This window comes from Streptomyces sp. AM 2-1-1 (assembly GCF_029167645.1).
GTDB lineage: Bacteria > Actinomycetota > Actinomycetes > Streptomycetales > Streptomycetaceae > Streptomyces.
The window spans coordinates 3,278,340-3,298,793 of sequence record NZ_CP119147.1 but is presented as its reverse complement, the minus strand read 5'-3'; the positions used below and the strand labels follow the sequence as shown (position 1 = coordinate 3,298,793).

General features: G+C 70.1%; 18 protein-coding genes. 14 read left to right on the top strand and 4 right to left on the bottom strand.

Going from position 1 to position 20,454, the window contains the following annotated elements:
* Positions 1-61: 61 nt before the first annotated feature.
* A complete protein-coding gene (locus PZB77_RS14075) occupies positions 62-1,345 on the top strand; it encodes an adenylosuccinate synthase (RefSeq protein ID WP_275492941.1) in 1,284 nt (427 codons plus the stop codon).
* 221 nt (positions 1,346-1,566) lie between these two features.
* Here the strand turns inward: PZB77_RS14075 and PZB77_RS14070 are convergent, their stop codons facing one another.
* Positions 1,567-3,081 carry a substrate-binding domain-containing protein gene (locus tag PZB77_RS14070; protein WP_275492940.1) on the bottom strand — a complete coding sequence of 505 codons (1,515 nt, stop codon included), beginning with the start codon at positions 3,079-3,081 and terminating at the stop codon, positions 1,567-1,569.
* A gap of 692 nt (positions 3,082-3,773) precedes the next feature.
* On the opposite strand from PZB77_RS14070, the gene PZB77_RS14065 reads away from it, so the two are divergent.
* Both PZB77_RS14065 and PZB77_RS14060 read left to right on the top strand, forming a co-directional pair.
* Entirely contained in the window at positions 3,774-4,670 is an 897-nt protein-coding gene (locus PZB77_RS14065) for a glycoside hydrolase family 19 protein (protein WP_275492939.1), read from the top strand.
* A gap of 199 nt (positions 4,671-4,869) precedes the next feature.
* Complete coding sequence (locus PZB77_RS14060) at positions 4,870-5,394, top strand: hypothetical protein (protein WP_275492938.1); 525 nt, start codon at positions 4,870-4,872, stop codon at positions 5,392-5,394.
* A gap of 284 nt (positions 5,395-5,678) precedes the next feature.
* Here PZB77_RS14060 and PZB77_RS14055 read toward each other — a convergent pair whose 3' ends face one another.
* Positions 5,679-5,924, bottom strand: a complete 246-nt coding sequence (locus tag PZB77_RS14055) for a DUF6332 family protein (RefSeq protein WP_275492937.1) — start codon at positions 5,922-5,924, stop codon at positions 5,679-5,681.
* Positions 5,925-6,163: 239 nt separating this feature from the next.
* Between PZB77_RS14055 and PZB77_RS14050 the strand changes: the two genes are divergently transcribed.
* From PZB77_RS14050 to PZB77_RS14025, 6 genes are all read left to right on the top strand, one after another.
* The gene (locus PZB77_RS14050) at positions 6,164-6,325 is read left to right on the top strand and encodes a hydrophobic protein (protein ID WP_266707077.1); all 162 of its coding nucleotides are present in this window, start codon (positions 6,164-6,166) and stop codon (positions 6,323-6,325) included.
* 313 nt (positions 6,326-6,638) lie between these two features.
* Positions 6,639-6,992: a PRC-barrel domain-containing protein gene (locus PZB77_RS14045; RefSeq protein WP_275492936.1), complete on the top strand. Its 354-nt coding sequence runs from the start codon at positions 6,639-6,641 to the stop codon at positions 6,990-6,992.
* 312 nt (positions 6,993-7,304) lie between these two features.
* The gene (locus PZB77_RS14040; RefSeq protein ID WP_275492935.1) at positions 7,305-8,621 is read left to right on the top strand and encodes an ATP-grasp domain-containing protein; all 1,317 of its coding nucleotides are present in this window, start codon (positions 7,305-7,307) and stop codon (positions 8,619-8,621) included.
* A 98-nt stretch (positions 8,622-8,719) separates the two neighbouring features.
* Complete coding sequence (locus tag PZB77_RS14035; RefSeq protein WP_275492934.1) at positions 8,720-10,885, top strand: CocE/NonD family hydrolase; 2,166 nt, start codon at positions 8,720-8,722, stop codon at positions 10,883-10,885.
* A 943-nt stretch (positions 10,886-11,828) separates the two neighbouring features.
* The gene (locus PZB77_RS14030; protein ID WP_275492933.1) at positions 11,829-12,542 is read left to right on the top strand and encodes a GntR family transcriptional regulator; all 714 of its coding nucleotides are present in this window, start codon (positions 11,829-11,831) and stop codon (positions 12,540-12,542) included.
* Between the two features lie 322 nt (positions 12,543-12,864).
* Complete coding sequence (locus tag PZB77_RS14025) at positions 12,865-13,515, top strand: hypothetical protein (protein ID WP_275492932.1); 651 nt, start codon at positions 12,865-12,867, stop codon at positions 13,513-13,515.
* A 39-nt stretch (positions 13,516-13,554) separates the two neighbouring features.
* Here PZB77_RS14025 and PZB77_RS14020 read toward each other — a convergent pair whose 3' ends face one another.
* Positions 13,555-14,367: an SLATT domain-containing protein gene (locus PZB77_RS14020; protein WP_275492931.1), complete on the bottom strand. Its 813-nt coding sequence runs from the start codon at positions 14,365-14,367 to the stop codon at positions 13,555-13,557.
* A gap of 368 nt (positions 14,368-14,735) precedes the next feature.
* Between PZB77_RS14020 and PZB77_RS14015 the strand changes: the two genes are divergently transcribed.
* The 3 genes from PZB77_RS14015 (at position 14,736) to PZB77_RS14005 (ending at position 16,531) form a co-directional block, all read left to right on the top strand.
* A complete protein-coding gene (locus PZB77_RS14015; RefSeq protein WP_275492930.1) occupies positions 14,736-15,071 on the top strand; it encodes a YbaB/EbfC family nucleoid-associated protein in 336 nt (111 codons plus the stop codon).
* A gap of 135 nt (positions 15,072-15,206) precedes the next feature.
* A complete protein-coding gene (gene recR, locus PZB77_RS14010) occupies positions 15,207-15,806 on the top strand; it encodes a recombination mediator RecR (RefSeq protein ID WP_275492929.1) in 600 nt (199 codons plus the stop codon).
* A 65-nt stretch (positions 15,807-15,871) separates the two neighbouring features.
* Complete coding sequence (locus PZB77_RS14005; RefSeq protein WP_275492928.1) at positions 15,872-16,531, top strand: DUF5063 domain-containing protein; 660 nt, start codon at positions 15,872-15,874, stop codon at positions 16,529-16,531.
* 187 nt (positions 16,532-16,718) lie between these two features.
* Here PZB77_RS14005 and PZB77_RS14000 read toward each other — a convergent pair whose 3' ends face one another.
* Complete coding sequence (locus PZB77_RS14000; RefSeq protein WP_275492927.1) at positions 16,719-17,486, bottom strand: SDR family NAD(P)-dependent oxidoreductase; 768 nt, start codon at positions 17,484-17,486, stop codon at positions 16,719-16,721.
* A 162-nt stretch (positions 17,487-17,648) separates the two neighbouring features.
* Between PZB77_RS14000 and PZB77_RS13995 the strand changes: the two genes are divergently transcribed.
* Both PZB77_RS13995 and PZB77_RS13990 read left to right on the top strand, forming a co-directional pair.
* Positions 17,649-18,296: a TetR/AcrR family transcriptional regulator gene (locus PZB77_RS13995; protein ID WP_275492926.1), complete on the top strand. Its 648-nt coding sequence runs from the start codon at positions 17,649-17,651 to the stop codon at positions 18,294-18,296.
* Positions 18,297-18,948: 652 nt separating this feature from the next.
* Complete coding sequence (locus tag PZB77_RS13990) at positions 18,949-20,352, top strand: hypothetical protein (protein ID WP_275492925.1); 1,404 nt, start codon at positions 18,949-18,951, stop codon at positions 20,350-20,352.
* Positions 20,353-20,454 lie beyond the last annotated feature (102 nt).

Genomic DNA, 20,454 nt, shown 5'->3' with positions numbered 1-20,454 from the left:
GTACGACCTTTACGTACGCCCCTGACCTTGGACATGCCCCGCCCGGAAGGGGTGTACGCCTGTGCCCGCACTTGTGCTGCTCGGTGCTCAGTGGGGTGACGAGGGCAAGGGGAAGGCCACCGATCTCCTCGGTGGATCCGTCGACTATGTGGTGCGATACCAGGGCGGCAACAACGCCGGTCACACGGTTGTCGTAGGCGACCAGAAGTACGCACTGCATCTCCTCCCCTCCGGAATCCTGTCACCGGGATGTACTCCGGTGATCGGTAACGGTGTCGTGGTCGACCCCGCGGTGCTGCTCTCCGAGCTGAGCGGACTGAACGAGCGGGGCGTCGACACGTCCAAGCTTCTGATCAGCGGCAACGCTCATTTGATCACCCCGTACAACGTCACGCTCGACAAGGTGACGGAACGCTTCCTCGGCAAGCGGAAGATCGGCACCACCGGCCGCGGCATCGGCCCGACGTACGCCGACAAGATCAACCGTGTCGGTATCCGCGTCCAGGACCTCTACGACGAGTCGATCCTCGTCCAGAAGGTCGAGGCGGCCCTGGAGCAGAAGAACCAGCTTCTGGCCAAGGTCTTCAACCGCCGCGCGATCGAGGCCGAGGGCATCGTCGAGGAGATGCTCCAGTACGCGGAGCAGATCAAGCCGTTCGTGGCCGACACGACGCTGATCCTCAACAACGCCATCGACGACGGCAAGGTCGTCCTCTTCGAGGGCGGCCAGGGCACCCTGCTCGACGTCGACCACGGCACGTATCCCTTCGTCACCTCCTCGAACCCGACCGCGGGCGGCGCCTGCACCGGGGCCGGCGTGGGCCCGACGAAGATCAGCCGCGTCATCGGCATCCTCAAGGCCTACACCACGCGCGTCGGCTCCGGCCCGTTCCCGACGGAGCTGCTGGACGAGGACGGCGAGGCGCTGCGCCGCATCGGCGGCGAGCGCGGGGTCACCACCGGCCGCGACCGTCGCTGCGGCTGGTTCGACGCCCCGATCGCCCGGTACGCGACCCGGGTCAACGGCCTGACGGACTTCTTCCTCACCAAGCTCGACGTGCTCACCGGCTGGGAGCAGATCCCGGTCTGCGTGGCGTACGAGATCGACGGCAAGCGTGTCGAGGAGCTGCCGTACAACCAGACCGACTTCCACCACGCGAAGCCGATCTACGAGAACCTGCCGGGCTGGTCCGAGGACATCACCAAGGCGAAGACCTTCTCCGACCTGCCGAAGAACGCGCAGGCCTACGTGAAGGCGCTGGAGGAGATGTCCGGCGCCCCGATCTCCGCGATCGGCGTCGGCCCCGGCCGCACCGAGACGATCGAGATCAACTCGTTCCTGTAGGGCTGGTGCCTCCCGGAGGACCGGGCGACACCGCATGACGGCCGCGGGCCGGGACACGCACGCATCGGTGTCCCGGCCCGCCGCCGTTTCCGGACGCGTGCGGTTTCCGGTCACGTGCGTGCGGGTTCGCTGCCGGCCGGCGCTTTCTGCGGGTGCGGGTGCTGGTGCGGGCGCCGGTGCTGGTGCGGGCGCTGGGGCCGGGGCCGGGGCCGGTTGGCGGGTCAGGTGCCGGGGTGGTCGCCGCAGAGCGGGTACGCCTGGGGGGCCGAGCAGGGCACGTGGCCGTGCTTGCGCAGGACCTGCTGGTCGTGGCTGTTCACGTAGTCGAGGAAGCGGGCCGCGAGGGAGCCGGGGGCGGGCGTCTCGTACGTGTACGCGTACTCGACCACCCAGTACGGGTAGCCGTTGGTGGTGATCTTGTCGGGGGACGGTGCCTCGGCGTCGATGGTGATGCGGTGCAGTCCCTCCGGCGCAGGTGCGCCCTTGCGCAGCTCGCTGTAGCCGATCGCCCCGTCGACCGCGCCGACGGTGCGCAGCACCTCGTCGGTGCTGCCCACCTCGCACCGGACGACCGGGGCCGTCGGGTCGTCGGGGGTCCGGCAGTCCCGGGAAGAGGTGGGGATGGGCTCGTTGCCGCCCAGCACCCGGTGCTGGAGCGCCACCCGGGTGCCCGAGTTCGCGTCCCGGCTGACGAGCCGGATCCTCAGGTCGGGGTTGCCCGGGAAGTGGTTCCAGTTGCGGATCTCGCCCCGGTAGATCCTGCGCACGTCGTCGAGCGAGAGATCATCCACGCGTACCTGGTCGTTGACGACGAGGGAGAAGAGCACCACGGCGACGCGGCTGTTCTCCCGCAGCCGCGGGTAGCCACCCGGTTTCGGGTCGTCCGAGAAGACGACCGTCGCGGGGGATGCGCCGCGGTCGTCGAGCAACCGGACACCCGCGTCGCTGCCGTGCATGTCCACCTCGATCGAGGAGCCCTCGCACGCGTCGGTGTAGAGGCGGGCCAGCTCGGTCACGGCGGGCTGGAACGCGGTGGAGCCCGCCACCCGCAGGCTCCCCCGGGCGCACTCGACCGGCGGCGGAGTGCGGTCGAGCGCCAGGATGATCGAGGAGAGGGTGACGACCCCGACCGTCAGCGCCACCGTGATGAACCGGGCCGCCCGGCTGAACACCGGAGGCTTCTCGTCGGGACGGGCCGCGCTGTTCACGCGTACGTCCCCGTCCCGTATGCCGCCGACGACCGCGATCGGACTGCCGACCTGACCTCCTGTGAGCATCACGAGGAGCTTGAAGTGCTGATGGCGGTTGAGGGGTACACGCGGCAGCCGGATGAGGCCGCCCTCCTGCCGCATCCCGGCGGCGGGAGTGAAGTGCTCCATGAGGTGGCCGGACTCGACGGGCTGGGTGACCGCTATCCCGCGCACCGTACGGTCGGTGAACTCCACGGTCAGGCCGTGCCGGTCGATGCCGGTGTAGTCCTCCCGGGAGATGGACTGCGAACCGTCGTTCTCGATGCGCAGCAGGACGAGAGTGGCGTCCGACATCTCGGGGGTCTCGTCGAACAGCCCCAGCCGGACGTTGACGCCGCTGCCGATCGGGGTGTCCATCTGAACGCGGTACCCGATACGCCGCTGGGCCGGGACCCGGCGCTCGTACCAGATCACGCCGACGGAGACCAGCACGCCGACCGCGGCGGTCAGGACTGCGACGACGTTCTCTGCGTTCAACCACTCCATGGCTGCCTCGCACTCCCCCGTGCGTATACGCGTATGTGCGCACGTGTCCCGGTGCGCACATGGGCCCCCGAGCGGGCGCCCGGCGACGTGAACGGGCGCCTACGAGGCGCTCTTGGAGGCCCACCGTACGAGTGTGCGAGGGCCTGCGGAGCGGGGGCGGGAGTGTTGTCGGCCGGTGTTCGCCCCCTGTTCAGTTCGCTCCGTGCTCCGTGCTCCGTGCTCCGTGTTTGGTACTCCGTGCTCCCCGACCCTCGAACCTTGCTCCTTGCTCCTTGCTCCTTGCTCCTTGCTCCGGAGGGGAACGGGGCCGGTCGGATGCGGGCTTGTACGGGTGCGGGGTGCGGGGTGCGGGGTGCGGTAGGGCGAGGGGCCGGAGCCGATCTTCGGATGTGCCTCGACGACCGGGTCGAAGAGGGAGCGGAACGGTACGCCTTTTCTTTCGTCCTCCGATCGCCCTCGGATGGGGGAAACTCGCCAACGCTGACATGTTTAGGCCCTGTTGGGGGCCCTGACGCGTGACGCGTCGGCGGGTGGAGGGCGCGGTGGGAACTCTCCTCGCCTCCGGGCGAAGATTGGTCCAGACCTTGACAGGTCCAGACCAGCGTCGCTTGAGTGGCCGCACCCCCACACGGCGGCGCGTGTCCGGAGGGGTCAGAACTCCGGCCGCAGCGTCGCACCGAAGGAGTGATCACGTGTTCCGACGCGTCATGGGTCTTTTCGCCGCGGCAGCGGCCGTAGCGGCCACCGTCGTCGTCCTTCCCGCCACCACGGCTTCCGCGGCGACCTGTGCCCCCGCCTGGAACTCCTCGTCCGTCTACTGGGGCGGCAACTCCGCTTCCCGCAACGGACACAACTGGACCGCCAAGTGGTGGACCCAGAACGAGATTCCCGGCAACACCGATGTCTGGTCCGACGCCGGCACCTGTGGCACCGGCGGCGGTTCCACCGACCCCGGTCTCCCGAACCCCTCCGGCTTCGTGGTGAGCGAAACGCAGTTCAACCAGATGTTCCCGAACCGGAACTCCTTCTACACGTACTCCGGTCTGACCGCCGCCCTGAGTGCGTACCCCGGCTTCGCCAACACCGGCAGCGACACCGTCAAGCGCCGGGAGGCGGCGGCCTTCCTCGCCAACGTCAACCACGAGACAGGCGGGTTGGTGTACGTGGTCGAGCAGAACACGGCCAACTACCCGCACTACTGCGACACCTCGCAGTCCTACGGATGCCCGGCGGGCCAGTCCGCGTACTACGGACGCGGACCCATCCAGCTCAGCTGGAACTTCAACTACAAGGCCGCCGGTGACGCCCTCGGTATCAACCTGCTGGCCAACCCCAACCTGGTCCAGACGGACGCGGCCGTGGCCTGGAAGACCGCACTCTGGTACTGGAACACCCAGAACGGCCCCGGCACGATGACCCCGCACAACGCCATGGTCAACGGAGCGGGGTTCGGCGAAACCATCCGCTCCATCAACGGCTCCATCGAGTGCAACGGCGGTAACCCCGCCCAGGTCCAGAGCCGCATCAACTCCTACCAGTCGTTCACCTCGATCCTGGGCACCACCCCGGGCTCGAACCTGAGCTGCTGATCCCGCCCCTCCCTGGGCGTCGTTCCCGATGCCGTTCCCCAGGGCTTGTGCGGTGCTGGTTCCAGGGATCACACCGGTACTGCTCCGCGCTCGCACCACCGTCTCCGCCGCCTGACCGTGCGGGGGGTACGACCGGCCACCGGCCGTGCGTACCCCCCGCTTCGCCGCGTCCGGGGTGCGGTTGGCAAGATCCGTGCGCATGACATCCGAGACGTCCGACCGCGGCAGTCTGCCGACCCCCACCACGACCGCCGAGCGGGTCACCCTCGTCGACCATGTGCTCGCCCTGCCGTTCCCGCAGGGCGACGAAGCCGAGGACAGCGGAGTGCGGAGCAGCGGCCCCGGCCACCACCTGCTCATCCTGCGGGCGAGCGAGGACTTCTGGGACGGTCGTCATGAGGAGACGGCCGAACCGGCCGAAGAGGAGATCGAGGCCGAGTTCAGCGCCGTGGCGACGGTCCTGACCGAACGGTGGGGCGATCCCGAGACGGTCGATCTGTGGCCCTGGCTGACCGTCGGCGAGGACGCGGAGGATTCCCTCGCTGCCCCGGAGCCCCTCGGGCAGCTGTGCAACCTGGCCGGGAGCATGCAGGTCTGGCGCATCCCCGGCACCGGCCGCTGGCTCGGCCTCACGGTGGGCCAGGCAGATCCGGAGTTCCCGATCTGGCTGCTCGCGGCGGTCGGTGAGAACGGCGTCCTGGAAGATTCCGGCCTGCGCCGGTAGGGAGGGGGACGCCCGTCGGGAGCGCGGCGGGAGATGCCCAGGAGGGCCGCAGCCATGCACCGAATCGGGGCGCGGGGGTCACGCGCCGAAGCCGGGCGGGGCCATGCGCCGGAGGCGGCCTGGTACGGCGCCGGGAAGCGCCAGTCGGGCATCATCCACCGGGAGCCGGGAGCCGGGAGCCGGGAGCCGGGAGCCGGGAGCCGGGAGCCGGGAGCCGGGAGCCGGGAGCCGGGAGCCGTGACCCGGGAACTGGGAGCCGGGAGCGGAGAGCCGGCTCCGGGGAGTCAGGGCTGCGGATGCCCGTGTCGCCAGAGGACGTGGAAGACCCGGAGTACGGCCAGGACTCCGCCGACGGTGGCTCCCGTGACGAGGAGGGCCTTGTCGGTGGCGGGGGAGAGGTCCCAGACGAGGGCGGGGCCCGCGATGGCGGCGAGCATGACAGCTCCCAGGAAGCCCGCACTGACCAGCGCGTAGCCGATCTCCACGGTGATCTCGTCCCGGGCTTCCTGACTGCGCCGTCCTGTTCCCATGGTCGAAGGGTGACATCGCACGCGGGCTGCGGTCCAGTGGACGGGGTGCGCGCGGCGCGGCGCGGGGACGAGGAGCAGCAGGCCCGGTGGCCGAGGAGCTGGGCCCGGGCGTGGGGAGGCGGGGCTCCGCCTCGCGGAAGAGCCCCTTCGGATGCCCCGGAAATTCCCCGAGAAACAGTCGCGTTCGCGTGTGTGGAGCGGAGTCGGAGGGGCAACAGATGCTTCGGAGGTTGATAATCATGGTTCCCCTGCTTCTTGTACTTCTTCTGGCCGTCATTCTTTTCGGTGCGGGATTCGCGCTCAAGGCGCTCTGGATCGTCGCAGCGATCGTGCTGGTTCTCTGGCTGATCGGTTTCGTGGCCCGCCCGAAGGGTGGCAGCCACCGCTGGTACCGGTGGTAGTCCGTAAGAACCACCTGTACGTCGCGTTCGCTGTACGAAGAGGGTCCACTCCCGATGGGTGGGCCCTCTTCGGCGTTCTCCCGACCGGATGGGAAATCGCGTGGGACGGCCCGGATGGGGTCTTTCGCAGGCCGGAAGCGACGCTGAGTGCGCGTCACGCAGCGCTCCCGCAGCGGATTTTGAGAATTGCGATGCATGAGGTCGATCAGGCCGGGCAGGCGAAGTTCAGGACGGGAACCGCACATGTGGCGGAGGAAGCCCGTCCCGCTGAGCCAGTCACCACCTTCCGACAAAGAGAGAGGAAGCCGTAGAGATGAGCGAGAACATCTGGGGCTACCAGCCCACGGCCGGCCACACCGCCGGAGCCGATCTGATCGGCTTCAAGGTCGAAGCGACCGACGGCAGCATCGGCAAGGTCGACAAGCACTCCGACGAGGTCGGTTCCTCCTACCTGGTGGTCGACACCGGGGTCTGGATCTTCGGCAAGCACGTCCTGCTCCCCGCGGGCACGGTGCGCCGGGTCGACCTGGAGGAGCAGAAGGTCTACGTGGACCTGGACAAGGAGCAGATCAAGAGCTCCCCGGAGTTCGACAAGGACTCCCACCTCGGGAACTCCGAGTTCTTCGAGTCCACGGGTGAGCACTACGGGCGGCACCGTCGCGTCTGACGCCTCCGTGCGCCAGGACGGGGCCGGGCGGTCCGCGGTCCCTCCTCGGGAGCACCGCTCGCGAGGAAGCAAGGACCACGGATACGAGACCGCACCCCGCGGTGGCAGGAACCCAACGGGTCGGGCCAGGCAGAGCACTCTGCCGGGTCCGGCCCGTTTCCGTGCGCCCGCTCGGTGCTTCGTGGGACCGCGCCGGCTGCGGACGCTCCGCGCGTGCGCACCGGGCGCGTGGCTCCGTGGGCGCGGGTGTGCCCCGCTCGGAGGGTGGCCCGTGAGGTGAGACGAACAGTTCATCGACGAAGGGAAATCAGTGTGACCGAAGAATCGCGCAAGAACATATTCGTGATCGGCCTCGACGAGTCGAATCTCCCCACGCTCCATGCCGTCCCGGACGCGGACGGTTATCGGTTCCATCAGCTGCTCACCATCGATGAACTCCAGGGCGGTGAGGTTTCCGTCCCCGATTTGCTGGACCGGGCGCGAACCGTGCTGAACGCGTTCGACGGAAAGATCGACGCGATTGTCGGCTACTGGGACTTCCCGGTCAGTACCCTCGTTCCCCTTCTCGGTGCCGAGTACGGGACGCTCACCACCAGCCTCGAATCCATGGTGAAGTGCGAGCACAAGTACTGGAGCCGGCTGGAGCAAGAAAAGGTCATCGACGAGCATCCCCGTTTCGGACGGGTTGATCTCGAAAGCGATGACCCGAAGCCGCCCCCGGGAGTTGATTTCCCGATGTGGCTCAAGCCCGCCCTCTCCTATTCTTCGGAACTCGCTTACGGAGTAGCGGACATGGACGAGTTCCGGGAGGCGGTCGCGTCGATCCGGGAGGGGATCAGCAGGGTGGGCCGTCCCTTCGATCACGTCCTGGGCCTCCTCGAACTCCCCCCGGAGATGCGGGGGGTGGGAGGCCAGGTCTGTCTCGCCGAGGAAGCGATGACAGGACTCCAGGTGGCCGTCGAGGGATACGTGCACGACGGTGAGGTCACCGTCTACGGCGTACTCGACTCGATCAACTACCCTGATTCGTCGTCCTTCCTGCGGCACCAGTACCCCAGCACCCTGCCGGCGCCGGTGATCGCCCAGTTGCACGACGTCAGCCGGCGGACCATGAAGCAGATCGGCATGGAGGAAGCGACCTTCAGCATCGAGTACTTCTACGATCCGAAAACCGGAACCGTCAGCCTGCTGGAAATCAATCCGAGGCACTCCCAGTCCCACGCCGAGCTCTTCGACTTCGTCGACGGGGCGCCCAACCACCATCGGATGATCAGCCTCGCCCTCGGCCGCGATCCGGCCCTTCCGGCAGGCCAGGGCCCATACCGGGTCGCCGCCAAGTGGTACTACCGGTGGTTCGGCGAGGGCCGGGTGCACCAGGTCCCGACACCCGAGGAGATCGCCCGGATCGAGCGCGAGATCCCGGGCGTACGCATCGACGTCGTGCCCGAGGAAGGGCAGCGGCTCTCCTCCGTCCCCCAGCAGGACAGTTACAGCTACGAGGTCGCCCACATCTTCACCGGAGGCGACGACGAGGACGAGCTGCGGAGCAAGTTCGACCGCTGTGTGGCCGCCCTCGGCCTCAGCTTCGACGAGACCGCACCGGGTGGCCGGGGCCTGAAGAGCGACTGAGGGTCGTCCCGCGATTCCTGGCGGCTGCGCAAGGAATTGCGGCACCACCCTCGGTTTCCTCCGTCCTCGGTCTCCAGCAGAAAGGAGAACCCCTCCCCATGCGCTATGTGGACCAACTTCCCCTCGCCACCCGGGAAGAGCGCCATGTCACCATCCCGATGAGGGACGGCGTACAGCTGTCGGCCCGGATCTGGCGTCCGGTCTCCTCGGACCAGGAGCCGGTGCCGGCGATCCTGGAGTACATCCCCTACCGGAAGAACGACCTGACGTCGACGCGCGACGCCATCCACCACCCCTACATCGCGGGCCACGGCTACGCGTGTGTCCGCGTCGACATCCGGGGCACGGGCGAATCCGGGGGCGTCCTGCGCGACGAGTACCTGGAGCAGGAGCAGCAGGACGCCGAGGAGATCCTCGCCTGGCTCGCCGAGCAGCCCTGGTGCGACGGTACGACCGGAATGATGGGCATCTCGTGGGGTGCCTTCGCGGCGCTGCAGGTCGCCGCGCGCAGGCCCCCGAGTCTGGGCGCGATCGTCATCGCGTCGTTCACCGACGACCGCTACGCGGACGACATGCACTACCTCGGGGGCGCCATGCTCTCCGACAACCTGGCGGAGGCAGGCACGATGTTCGCCTACGCCACCTGCCCGCCCGACCCACGGATCGTGGGCAACCACTGGCGGGACATGTGGCACGAGCGGCTCGACGCCGCCGAGCCATGGATCCTCGACTGGCTCCGCCACCCCCGCCGGGACGGCTACTGGCGGCACGCCTCGCTCAGCGAGGAGTACAGCGCGCTGCGCTGTCCGGTACTCGCGTCCAGCGGTTGGGCCGACGGCTACTCCAACGCCGTCACCCGCCTGCTGCGCCACGTCGACGTGCCCCGCAAGGGTCTGATCGGTCCCTGGTCGCACAAGCTGCCGCACCTCGGCGAGCCGGGGCCTGCCATCGGATACCTCCAGGAGGTGGTGCGCTGGTGGGACCACTGGCTCAAGGGCGTGGACAACGGCGTGATGGACGGCCCGATGCTCCAGGCCTGGATGCAGGAGAGCGTGCCACCGTCCACCTCCTACGAGGAGCGCCCGGGGCGCTGGGTGGGCGAGCCGGGCTGGCCCTCCCCGCACGTCCGGGAGGAGACCCACCTGCTCCGGGGAAACTCGCTCGTCCCTGCCGCCGTGCACGGAGACGAGGCGCGTGGCGGGGCGGACGGCGTGCGCGCCGATGGACGTGCCGCGGAGGACCGCCCCGCGGAGGTTCGCCCATCGGGCAGCCGCCCCGCGGAGGGCCGCGCTGGGGAGAACCACCCTTCGAAGGGCCTCTCCGCGGAGGGCCGCGTGCACACCGTGCAGTCCCCGCTCTCCGTGGGACAGTTCGCCGGCAAGTGGGCCTCGTACAACGCCCCGCCCGACCTTCCCTACGACCAGCGCGAGGAGGACGGGGGCTCGCTCGTCTTCACCTCGGACCCGCTGGCGCGGACGACGGAGATCCTCGGTTCGCCCCGGGTGGAGCTTGAGGTGGAGTCGTCGGAGCCGGTCGCGCAGATCGCCGTCAGGCTGTCCGACGTGGCGCCCGACGGACGGGCCACGCGCGTGACGTACGGCGTGCTGAACCTGACCCACCGCGACTCGGACGACAGCCCCGAGCCCTTGGAGCCCGGACGTCGCTACCGGGTGCGCGTCCCGCTCAACGGTGTCGCCCAGTCCTTTCCCGCAGGACACCGTGTGCGGCTCTCCCTCTCCACGTCGTACTGGCCGCTGGTCTGGCCGGCTCCGCGTCCGAGCATGCTCTCCGTGCACGAGGAAGGAAGTGCGCTGGTGCTTCCGGTCCGACCCCTCGACGAGCCGGACGAGGTGTCCGGTTCGCCGTTCGGTGAGCCGGAGGGGTGCGCCCCACCTGCGGTCACCCGGCTCACGGAGCCCGAGCAGCAGTGGACGGTCACCCGGAGTCTGGTCGACTACCGCTCGGCGCTGGACATCGTGAAGGACCAGGGACTCCAGCGCTACGAGGAGAACGGCATCGAGGTCGGACTGCGGGCATGTGAGAGGTACACGTCCACTGCGGACGACTTCACCTCGCCCAGCGGGCGAACCGCCTGGACGATGCGCTTCCGGCGGGAGGGCTGGGACGTGCGGATCGAGACGAGCACCGTCCTGACCTCGGACGGGGACGACTTCCTGGTCGACGCGACGCTCGACGGCTACGAGGACGGCCGCCGGACTTTCTCGCGCACCTGGAACGAGCGGATCCCGCGCGACCACGCCTGACCCGGAACCTGCCGCGACGCGCAGGCCGCAGGTGGATGCCGTGTCCTCTCCGGCACACGGCATCCACCTGGCGAGCCGGGCGGTAGACCTGCCCGGGGTCCTCCGGGCGGTCGTCGGCGGCGGGAAGGCTCCGCGACGCGTCGCCGTCGAGGTGGGCGCCACGGTGTGCGCCGATGGGCGAGCCGCTGCGCGCATCGACGCATGTGTCGGCGTACGCGTCGCTGTGCGTGAACTCTCCATGGTGATGCCCTTCTTCCGCGACGGCTCTCTTTGGGAGGGAGGCCGACGTCCTTGGTCCGTCACCCCTTCACAGAGCGCCGCCCGGTCCGAAAGGTTGATGCCGCCGGGCACCTCTCCCACGATCGGGTGAGGTGCCCACCGGCCCACCCGGTCAGTGCCCTGCCAGCGGCTTCCGGGGACCGTCGGGGTGCAGGCGAAAGCCCTGGCACGTCCGCGTACATGTCCACGTCCACCTGCCTGTCTGCGTCCACGTCCGCGTACATGTCCACGTCCGCGTGCGGTTCGGCGCCCTCCGGGGCGTGAGGAAGTCGTGCTTCCCCGGTCTTCGCGGGCGGCCGTGTCCCGTACGCCTGCGGGGTGGGCCGTCGCCGTGGGCGTACGGGCCCGGGACTTCGGGCTCCGCCCCGGGACCGGCCTGCTCGGACCGGCCTGCTCGGACCGCCCTGCTCGGGCCGCCCTGCCGCCTCGGGCCGTCCGCCCCGAGCGGTGAGTGACTGAGGCCACGGGATCGACGCCTGGCGCAGTACCGGCCTTCGGCGAGATAAATTTCCGACATATGCCCTTCGTGCGGGAAGATTTCCCGCAGAAAGCAACCTCCTCTCACCTCTGTCCGCGTATCGCCTTCTCGTCCCACCCTGCCCGGATCCGGGCAGGGTGGGACTGCCTTATGGTGTCCCGAACAGAAAAATGGGGAGGGAACGGGATGAGCCCGAGCGGAGGTGTGACCCGCAACACGCTGCGGCGCCAAATCTCCGGCGCCCTGCGTGACGAAGTCCTCGCGGGACGTCTGCCGTCGGGCAAGGAATTCACCGTCAAGCAGATCGCCGAGCAGTACGGGGTCTCCGCGACGCCCGTCCGCGAGGCGCTCTTCGACCTGACCTCCCAGGGCCTCCTGGTCTCCGACGAACACCGCGGATTCCAGGTCCGCGTGTTCAGCGCCGGGGACTACCGCTCCATCGTGCAGGCGCGATCCGTCATCGTGGAGGGCGTCTTCAGCGGCTGCCGGCCGCCCGCGGTCAGGGGCGAGGCGATGGCGTCGGTCCGGCGCCGCGCCTCCGAGGCGTCCCGCGCCGCGAAGGGCGGTGAGCTGGACGTACTCATCGGTTACGACCTGCGCTTCTGGCGGGAGCTGAGCGCGTTCGTCGGCAACCCCCACATCAGCGAGTTCCTCGCCACCCTCCGGGTTCAGGGCTGGGTCTTCCTGCTGCACCGGCTCCGTACCCACCCCACCAGCGCCGAGCGGGACCGACTGCTCTGGCTCGACCACGAGGCGCTCGCCGACGCCGTCACCTCAGAGGACCGGGCGGCGGTGCTCGCGATGCTGCGCGCGTACTACGCCCGGGAAGTGGAATGGGCGGAACAGCTGCTGGCCGCGGAGCGCACCCCGCCGGCGGACGCGCCAGTGAGCAGGGACTGAGAGGCACCGGCCGCCGAAGCGCCCCGCTCGGCCCCTGCCGCTCGACTCCGGCCCGCCGCCGCTCACCCCGGCAGGCGCGCCCCTTCGCCGCTCACCCCGGCGCGGCAGTCCGCACCGCTCGCCCCGCCCACCCTCTGCCGCCCCACCTCGCGGTACGCCCGGGGCCCGGGTCGTCCCCCGGGCCGTCTGCGACCCGTGAGGTGCCGGGCTCCTCCCGTATCCGGATTCGTCCCGGTTCCGTGGCCGTCGAGACCCTGTGCGCGGCCCACCTGCCGCATTACGCTGTCCCGACGAGCGCCCAACCGTGTGAGAGCGAGACTTCGTGGCCTGTGACCTGTGGCTCGTCCCCCTCGTCGATGTGCTGTGCCACAGCCCCGACAACCCCTTCGCCGAAGAGATCGCCGTCTACGACAACGCGCTGGGCGAGGCCGGACTGCCGCCCGTCCCCGTGTACGCGTACATGCCGGGCCTCACCGGGGACGTGGCCCCGGTCGCCGGCTTCGACTACGAGGCGCTGCACTTCCTGCGCCGGGCCTACCTGCTCCAGCTCAGCGGGTTGGCGGTCACGCCCGTCGACGGACTCGGCGGGGACTACGAGCAGTTGCTGGAGATGTTCGAGCAGAGCGCGCAGCAGTCCCACCTGGTCTGGCACTTCGACCACGCCGGCGCGTACGTCCCGGTGGACTTCCCGGTGCCCCTCTCCAACGACGCACTGCTGGAGGGAGGCGGTCCGCTCGGATCCTCGCACGGCCTGCTGCGCGAACTGGAGTTCGTCGCACCGTCTCTCGGCATCGACCCCGGGAACCCGCCGGCGGCCCCCGCGCCGCCCACCCGGCCCACCGAACTGGAGGAGCCGGCCGACCCGATCGCGTACGACGCGAGTCCCTTCGCCCGGGAGCGGCACGTCTGGCTGGGCCTGCACGCGGCGGTGACCCGCAGTCTCGCGCAGGGCTCGATGATCATCTTCAGCTGACGGCGCACCGCGCGGACGTCGTCCCGGTGAGGCCACTCCTCACCGGGGCGGCTCGGGCGGTCGTTGCCGGGGCATGTTCGGCCGGGCCACCGAGGGCATCGAGAAGCGTCCGGGTGGCCCGGGGTGCTCGCCCCGGCCGATGCCGGTGCCCGTCGCCAGTGACTGCATCCCCATGGGTGCGGGCCCGGCGCGGAACTCCACCATCCAGTCCGCCGTCTCGGACCGTACGAGCTCCGTGATGTCCTCGGAGAAGCGCCGCAGCACCCCGAGGCAGCGCTCGGCGGCCTCGCTCGCGGTCCCCTCGGTCGGGCCCAGCACCTCTCGTACGGACTCCGAGGCCCAGTCGAACTGCAACACCTGGAGCCTGCGCTGCACGGCCTGCGCGGTGGCCAGATCCCTTATCCAGCCTGAGGTCAGGCCGAAGTACCGGTCGCAGGCCATGGAGGCCGCGCCGAGCAGCAGCGAGAAGTAGCCGTACCCCGCCGCGTCGTGCAGAGCGCCCGTCAGGTCGAGCAGCGGCAGCCCCGCGCCCGCGACGACCCCGACGGAGGTGGCCACCCGCAGTCCGCGGGCGCCGCGCCGCTTCCAGGTGCGGTCCTTGAGGTACCAGGCCACCGTCTCCAGCGCGCCCGTCTCCACCCACTGGTACAACTCGTCCAGGCGTTCGGCGGGCTCGCCCCAGTCGCCGAGCGGGAAGGCTCGCGCGGGGAGATCGCGCCCCGGCCCCCCCGACTCCGGCGCTCCTGGTCCCGGGGCAGTAGCGGAATGCGTGATTCCGGTGGTGTCACCGGATGACCCCGCAGCGGATTCCTTGCGGGGCGGCCCCTCGGGCGGCGTCTCCGGCTGGCTCACCGGCGCACTCCTCTGCACTCTGCGTGGAACTACGGAGGGTCTGACTCGGGTAACTCCACTGACGTTCACCGACTCCGCCGACTGACTCGCTGCGCCAACTCTGCCGGTCGGCTGCACGGACCCTGCGTGACCGGCGGTGCGGGTGAGTGTGGCGGTACGCATGCTCTTCCTACCGCCGAATGGTGGGCCCTGGGCGCGAAATCGCGGTAATGCAGCGTGCTGTCGGGCTCTGGTCAGGTATAGGGCGTTTTCCGGCGGCGGCGAATCTCACTCGAAAGAGTTGCTTCCTACGGGTGAAGCGGGGCAGAGGACGAGCACGTACGCTCGTTTTAACCAAACATCCGTCGACGGAAAGCCCAGGAGCGACCATGATTCCCGGTGGTGGTCAGCCCAATATGCAGCAGTTGCTGCAGCAGGCCCAGAAGATGCAGCAGGATCTCGCGGAGGCTCAGGACGAGCTGGCGCGGACCGAGGTGGAGGGGCAGGCGGGTGGCGGCCTGGTGAAGGCCACCGTGAGCGGCTCCGGCGAGCTTCGCGCTCTCGTCATCGACCCCAAGGCGGTCGATCCCGAGGACACGGAGACCCTGGCCGACCTCGTGGTCGCCGCCGTCCACGCGGCCAACGAGAACGCGGCCGTCCTCCAGCAGCAGAAGCTCGGCCCGCTCGCCCAGGGACTGGGCGACATGCCCGGCCTCCCCTTCTGAGGGCCTGGCGTCGAGCCGTCGTCCGGGCCCGCCACGACCCCCTGCCGTCTCCGGCGAGCGGCCCGTCCGACCCCCCTATTGGTACTGACGCGTACCCACTACGGTACGAGCAGGAATTGAAGGAAAGGCGTTCCGTTGTACGAAGGCGTTGTTCAGGACCTCATCGACGAACTGGGCAGGCTCCCGGGCGTCGGTCCCAAGAGCGCGCAGCGGATCGCCTTCCACGTTCTGCAGGCGGAGCCGACCGATGTCCGGCGCCTCGCCCATGCCCTCCTGGAGGTCAAGGACAAGGTCCGCTTCTGCTCGATCTGCGGCAACGTCGCGCAGCAGGAGCAGTGCAACATCTGCCGGGACACCCGTCGTGACCTGTCGGTCATCTGCGTGGTCGAGGAGCCGAAGGACGTCGTCGCGATCGAGCGGACCCGCGAGTTCCGGGGCCGCTACCACGTGCTGGGCGGTGCGATCAGTCCCATCGAGGGTGTCGGCCCCGACGATCTGCGCATCCGTGAGCTGCTCGCCCGGCTCGCCGACGGCTCCATCACCGAGCTGATCCTGGCGACCGACCCGAACCTCGAGGGCGAGGCCACCGCGACGTATCTGGCGCGGATGGTCAAGCCGATGGGGCTCCGCGTCACCCGTCTCGCCAGTGGTCTGCCCGTGGGCGGGGACCTGGAGTACGCGGACGAAGTGACCCTGGGCCGCGCGTTCGAGGGGAGGCGGCTTCTCGATGTCTGACGCGGGTACGTTGCAGAGGTTCCAGCCACCGCCGCTCTCTCAGGTGCCCACGGGAGGTTCCCTCGATGTCTGACGCCACGCTGAACTCCGTCATGCAGGACCCCGACGACTTCGCCGTCCAGATCGCGGACCAGATCAAGACGTTCATCGTCGCGGTCACCGAGGTGTCCAAGGTCGAGGAGCCGGAGGAAGCCGTACCGGTGCTCCTCCTCCAGGTCTCGCAGCTGCTGCTCGCGGGCGGCCGGCTCGGTGCGCACGAGGACGTACTGCCCGACGAGCGGTACGAGCCGGACCTGGGCGCCGAACCGGACGCGGACGGCCTGCGGGAGCGTTTCGCGGCTCTGCTGGAGCCCATCGACGTCTACTCCGAGGTCTTCGACCCGTACGAGCCCCGCAAGGCACCCGTGCCCCACCGCATCTCCGACGACCTGGCCGACCTCGTCACCGACCTGGGCCACGGCCTCGCCCACTACGAGGCGGACCGGACCGCCGAGGCGCTGTGGTGGTGGCAGTTCTCGTACTTCTCCAACTGGGGCTCGACGGCCTCCGCGACCCTGCGGGCCCTCCAGTCGCTGATCGCGCACATCCGTCTCAACCAGCCGCTGGCGGAGCTGGACGGGCTGGACATCGACCAGGACCCGGGTGACGACGACCTCGCCGAGGCGGCGGGCCTGGTGATGGTCGAGGAGATCGCGGGTCCGCTGGGGCTCCGCCCGGTGAAGTAGCCGGAGGTGGAGGCCCGTTGCTCCCGGGCGGTGCGGAGGGACGCCCGATGCTCCCGGGCGGTGGGCGGACGCCCGTTGCTCCCGGGCAGTGAGGCGACCACCGTCGTTCCCGGGCCGTGAGGCGGCCCGGGGGACGAAGGTGGGTGCGCGGGACGGCGCGGGGAGAGTTACCGGACGGGGCCGCGGGTCAGACCGCCGACCAGCCATTGTCCACGGCGAGGATCACGCCGTTGATGTTGCTCGCGGCGTCCGAGGCGAGGAAGACGATCGCCGCGGCCTGCTCCTCGGCGCTCGCCGGCTTGCCGACGTTGCCCATGTAGGCGCCGAGGACGCCCGGACCGAGTGCGTCGCGGTCCGCGTGCACCTGGATGTTGGTGGCGGTGCCTCCGGGAGCGATGGCGTTGGTGCGGATGCCCTGGCCCCGGTACATGACGGCGGTCGACTTGGTGAGGCCCGCGATGCCGTGTTTCGACGCGGTGTACGCGGCTCCCGCCGCCGAGCCGCGCAGGCTCGCTTCCGACGCGGTGTTCACGATGGCGCCCTTCCCGGCCGCGAGCATGTGCGGGATCGCGGCCCGGGTCAGCAGGAACGGCGCGGTGAGGTTGATGCGGATGACCCGCTCCCACTCGCTGTCCGAGACGTCCGCCGCAGCCGACATCGAGTCCATGATCCCGGCGTTGTTGACGAGTACGTCCAGGCCGCCGAGGGTCTCCACGGCCGTGGAGACGACCTCGTCCACCACGCTCTGCTCGCTGAGGTCACCCACCACCGCGACGGCCGTGCCGCCGTCCGCCGCGATGTCGGCGACGGTCTGCTCGGCCCGCTCCCTGTCCAGGTCGGCGACGAGCACCTTCGCGCCCTGTGCGGCGAACTGGAGAGCGGTGGCCCTGCCGATGCCCGATCCGGCACCGGTGACGACGACGCTGCGGTCCTGGAATGTGCTGGGGGTGGTCATGGTGGTGCTCCTTGCTTCGACGTTCCGCCCCGGACTGTACGTTTTTTTGGCGTGTAGTGCCAGAAAGTCATTAAGTGCTCGTAAGGCACTGGGAGTCGACAAGTCGCTGCGTGCTCGTACGTCGTGCTCTGTCACGCTGCGGAGATCGTTAGGCTGGGCGCCATGGGAGACGCTCCGACCTCCGCCGTGCGGCCCGCCCGCTCCGGCCGTCCGCCACTGACCGAGCGCCGCAAGGCGGCGACTCGGCTGGAGATCGCGGAGGTCGCCGTACGGCTGTTCTCGGAGAAGGGGGTCGCCGCGACCTCCGCCGACGAGATCGCGGCGGCGGCGGGTGTCTCGACCCGCACGCTCTGGCGGTACTTCCCGACGAAGGAGGCGTGCGTCCAGCCGCTGCTCGCGGTCGGTGTCGACGCCCTCGCCGAAGCGCTCCGCCACAGCTCCGGCCGTGAGCCGCTCATCGACGTACTGGAAACCATGCGGCCCGAGGCCATGCGCCCCACCGCCGGATCGGCGGACGTGCTCAGCCTGGTACGGCTGACCCGCACCGAACCGGGGCTTCGGTCGGTATGGCTCCAGACCCATCTGGAGGCCGAATCGGTCCTCGCGGAAGCTCTCGCCGAGCGCTCGGAGGAGTCGCCGGACGCACTGGCTCCCCGGGTGGCGGCCGCCGTGATCAATGTCGCGCTGCGGGTGGCCGCCGAGGAGTACGCCTGGAAGCCGGAACGTTCGGACCGCACCCTGGACGAAGTCGCGCGCGCGGCGCTGCGGATCGCGGCCGATGCGTTGCGCCAGGGTTCCCGCACCGCCTGAGGTCCGTCGCGCCGGACGGTGGCAACTCCCCGCGGGGACGGCCGTCACGGGACGGCGGACGGCGGGCGACGAGGACCACGCCGGACCGACCGGTGTCCGTGGAGGTCGCGTTCCCGGCCCCGTAGCGGGGCCGGACGACCGTCCGCACCCCCTCCCACGGCGTTCGTGACGGACCTTCTAGGCGGCGGGGTCCGGTCGCCCGATGGTCGCGATCCTCGTCCGTCCTCGCAGTCCCCGGACGTCTCCGCTGCTTCCACGGACGAGTGATTTCACGGGCAGCTGATCGATGGCCCGGTACGGCGCTTTTTCCGCAGGTCCGCCCGGAGCTCAAGCCCCGAGCGCCGAGCCCTGAGTTCCGGGCCTCGGGCTCCGAGCTTCGAACTCCGAGCCCTCTCTGTAGGAATGGGTGGTCAGGTTCAATCCCACCCACCCACCCTCCTTTTCCCTGCCGCGTCGAGCGTCGCAGCGAGCGGGCGAGACGAGCGCGTAGGCGGTAGGGATGACTTTCCGTGATCAGCTTGCGCCGAAGCGTAGTCGCGCTCTAGGTTCGCGTTGAGCAACCTCAAACCACCCAGAAAACGGACGACCCCGGCGGTGCGACAACACCAACCGGGGCCTGACCGAGGCTAGATCGAGAAAAGGTCGATCCACCATGGCTAGCGCCCACATTAGTGCCGCCCTGCGCGCGCCCGCCCACCCCATGGCGAAAGCCGGGTACGGCAAGCGCCACGCACCCGACCAAGCTCCGCCGCATGCCCGCGACTTCCGGCACCTGGCCGCGCGGGAGGCGGCCATCGGGGCGTACATCGACCGGCTGCCCGAAGGCGCCGCGATCGGCTACAAGACCCTCGCCGAAGAGCTCCCCGACTACGGTCAGCAGGCCTGCCGCAGCGCCCTCGACCGGCTGACCCGCGAGGGCCATCTCCGCCGCATCAAGGTCCACTTGACGGGTTCCAGCGGCAGCATGCAGTGGGTGACCCGCACGTACTTCTCCCGGACGGCGCGGAACGCCGCCTGGTGGGCGCAGTTCGTACGGTTCGTGCGCGGCATCGACGTGACCGGCCAGCCGCCCGCTCCGGCGGTGGTGTCGGGCCCGGTGGGGTCCGACGGGGGAGCGGTGGGGGCGGGAGCGACGGATACGGGTGCGCCGAGTGCGCGGGTACCGGGGGCGGCGCCCTGGCACGAGGCTCGGCCGGCCGGTGCGGAGCCTCCCGCCGATCGGCTGACGGATGATCGGCTCGCAGCGGTTCGGCGCTCCGCCGCGCAGCCTTCCGCCGCGCAGCCCTCAACGGATCAGCCCTCAACGGATGCGCTCACGGCGGATCAGCTGACGGCAGATCCCGGTGTGGCGGGGGCCGGCGGTGCAGTGGCCCGCAGCCAGGTGTCCCCCGTGGAGGTGGCTTCGGTGGTCGCCTCGATCGGTGACCTGATGGCGGGGCGGATGGACGCGCCGCCGCCCGGTTCCGCCGCCGCCCGCTCCCTCGAAGCCGCCGCGCCGGTTCCGGAGCCCGGTGCCAGGGCGCCCCGGTCGGAGGCGTACGACCTGCTCGCCGCACTTGGTGACCGGGACCCCCGGCTGCAGCTCTCCGCCGACGAGTGCGGCGAACTGGAACCCCTGGCCGGTGAGTGGCTGGTCCGGGGCCTGGGGCGCGACCGGACCACCCATGTCCTCACCTCGGGGCTCCCGCCGGTGGTGCACTCCGCCGGTGCCTTCCTGCGTCAACGACTGGAGAAGAAGATGCCGCCCGCCCAGCAGTCCGGACCGAACGGTCCGATCGCGCCGAACGCGCCGCACACCGGGCGCGAGGAGGTCGCGGGGGCGCTGATGATGTGCCTCTTCTGCGACGAGGACGAGACCACGACCACGCTGCTCGACGGGGTCTGCGCAGAGTGCCGTGCAGACATCGACCGCGACGAGGCAGGCGGCGCCACCGGAGATGTCCCGGACACCTTCCTGGCACGCCCCCGGCAGCGGCTGGACGTCGCCGCGCGCGTCGCCGAACTGCGCGCGGCGGCGGGCCGCCCGGGGACGGTGCCGGTACCGCGACGGAGGTGAGCCACGCGCCCGTCGGCCGTACCGGCTGTCCACTTTCACTTCCACCGGGCGACTCCCTGGTCCACAGCCCTGTGGAAAAGCTCGGCGGAGTGTCGTCGGGCG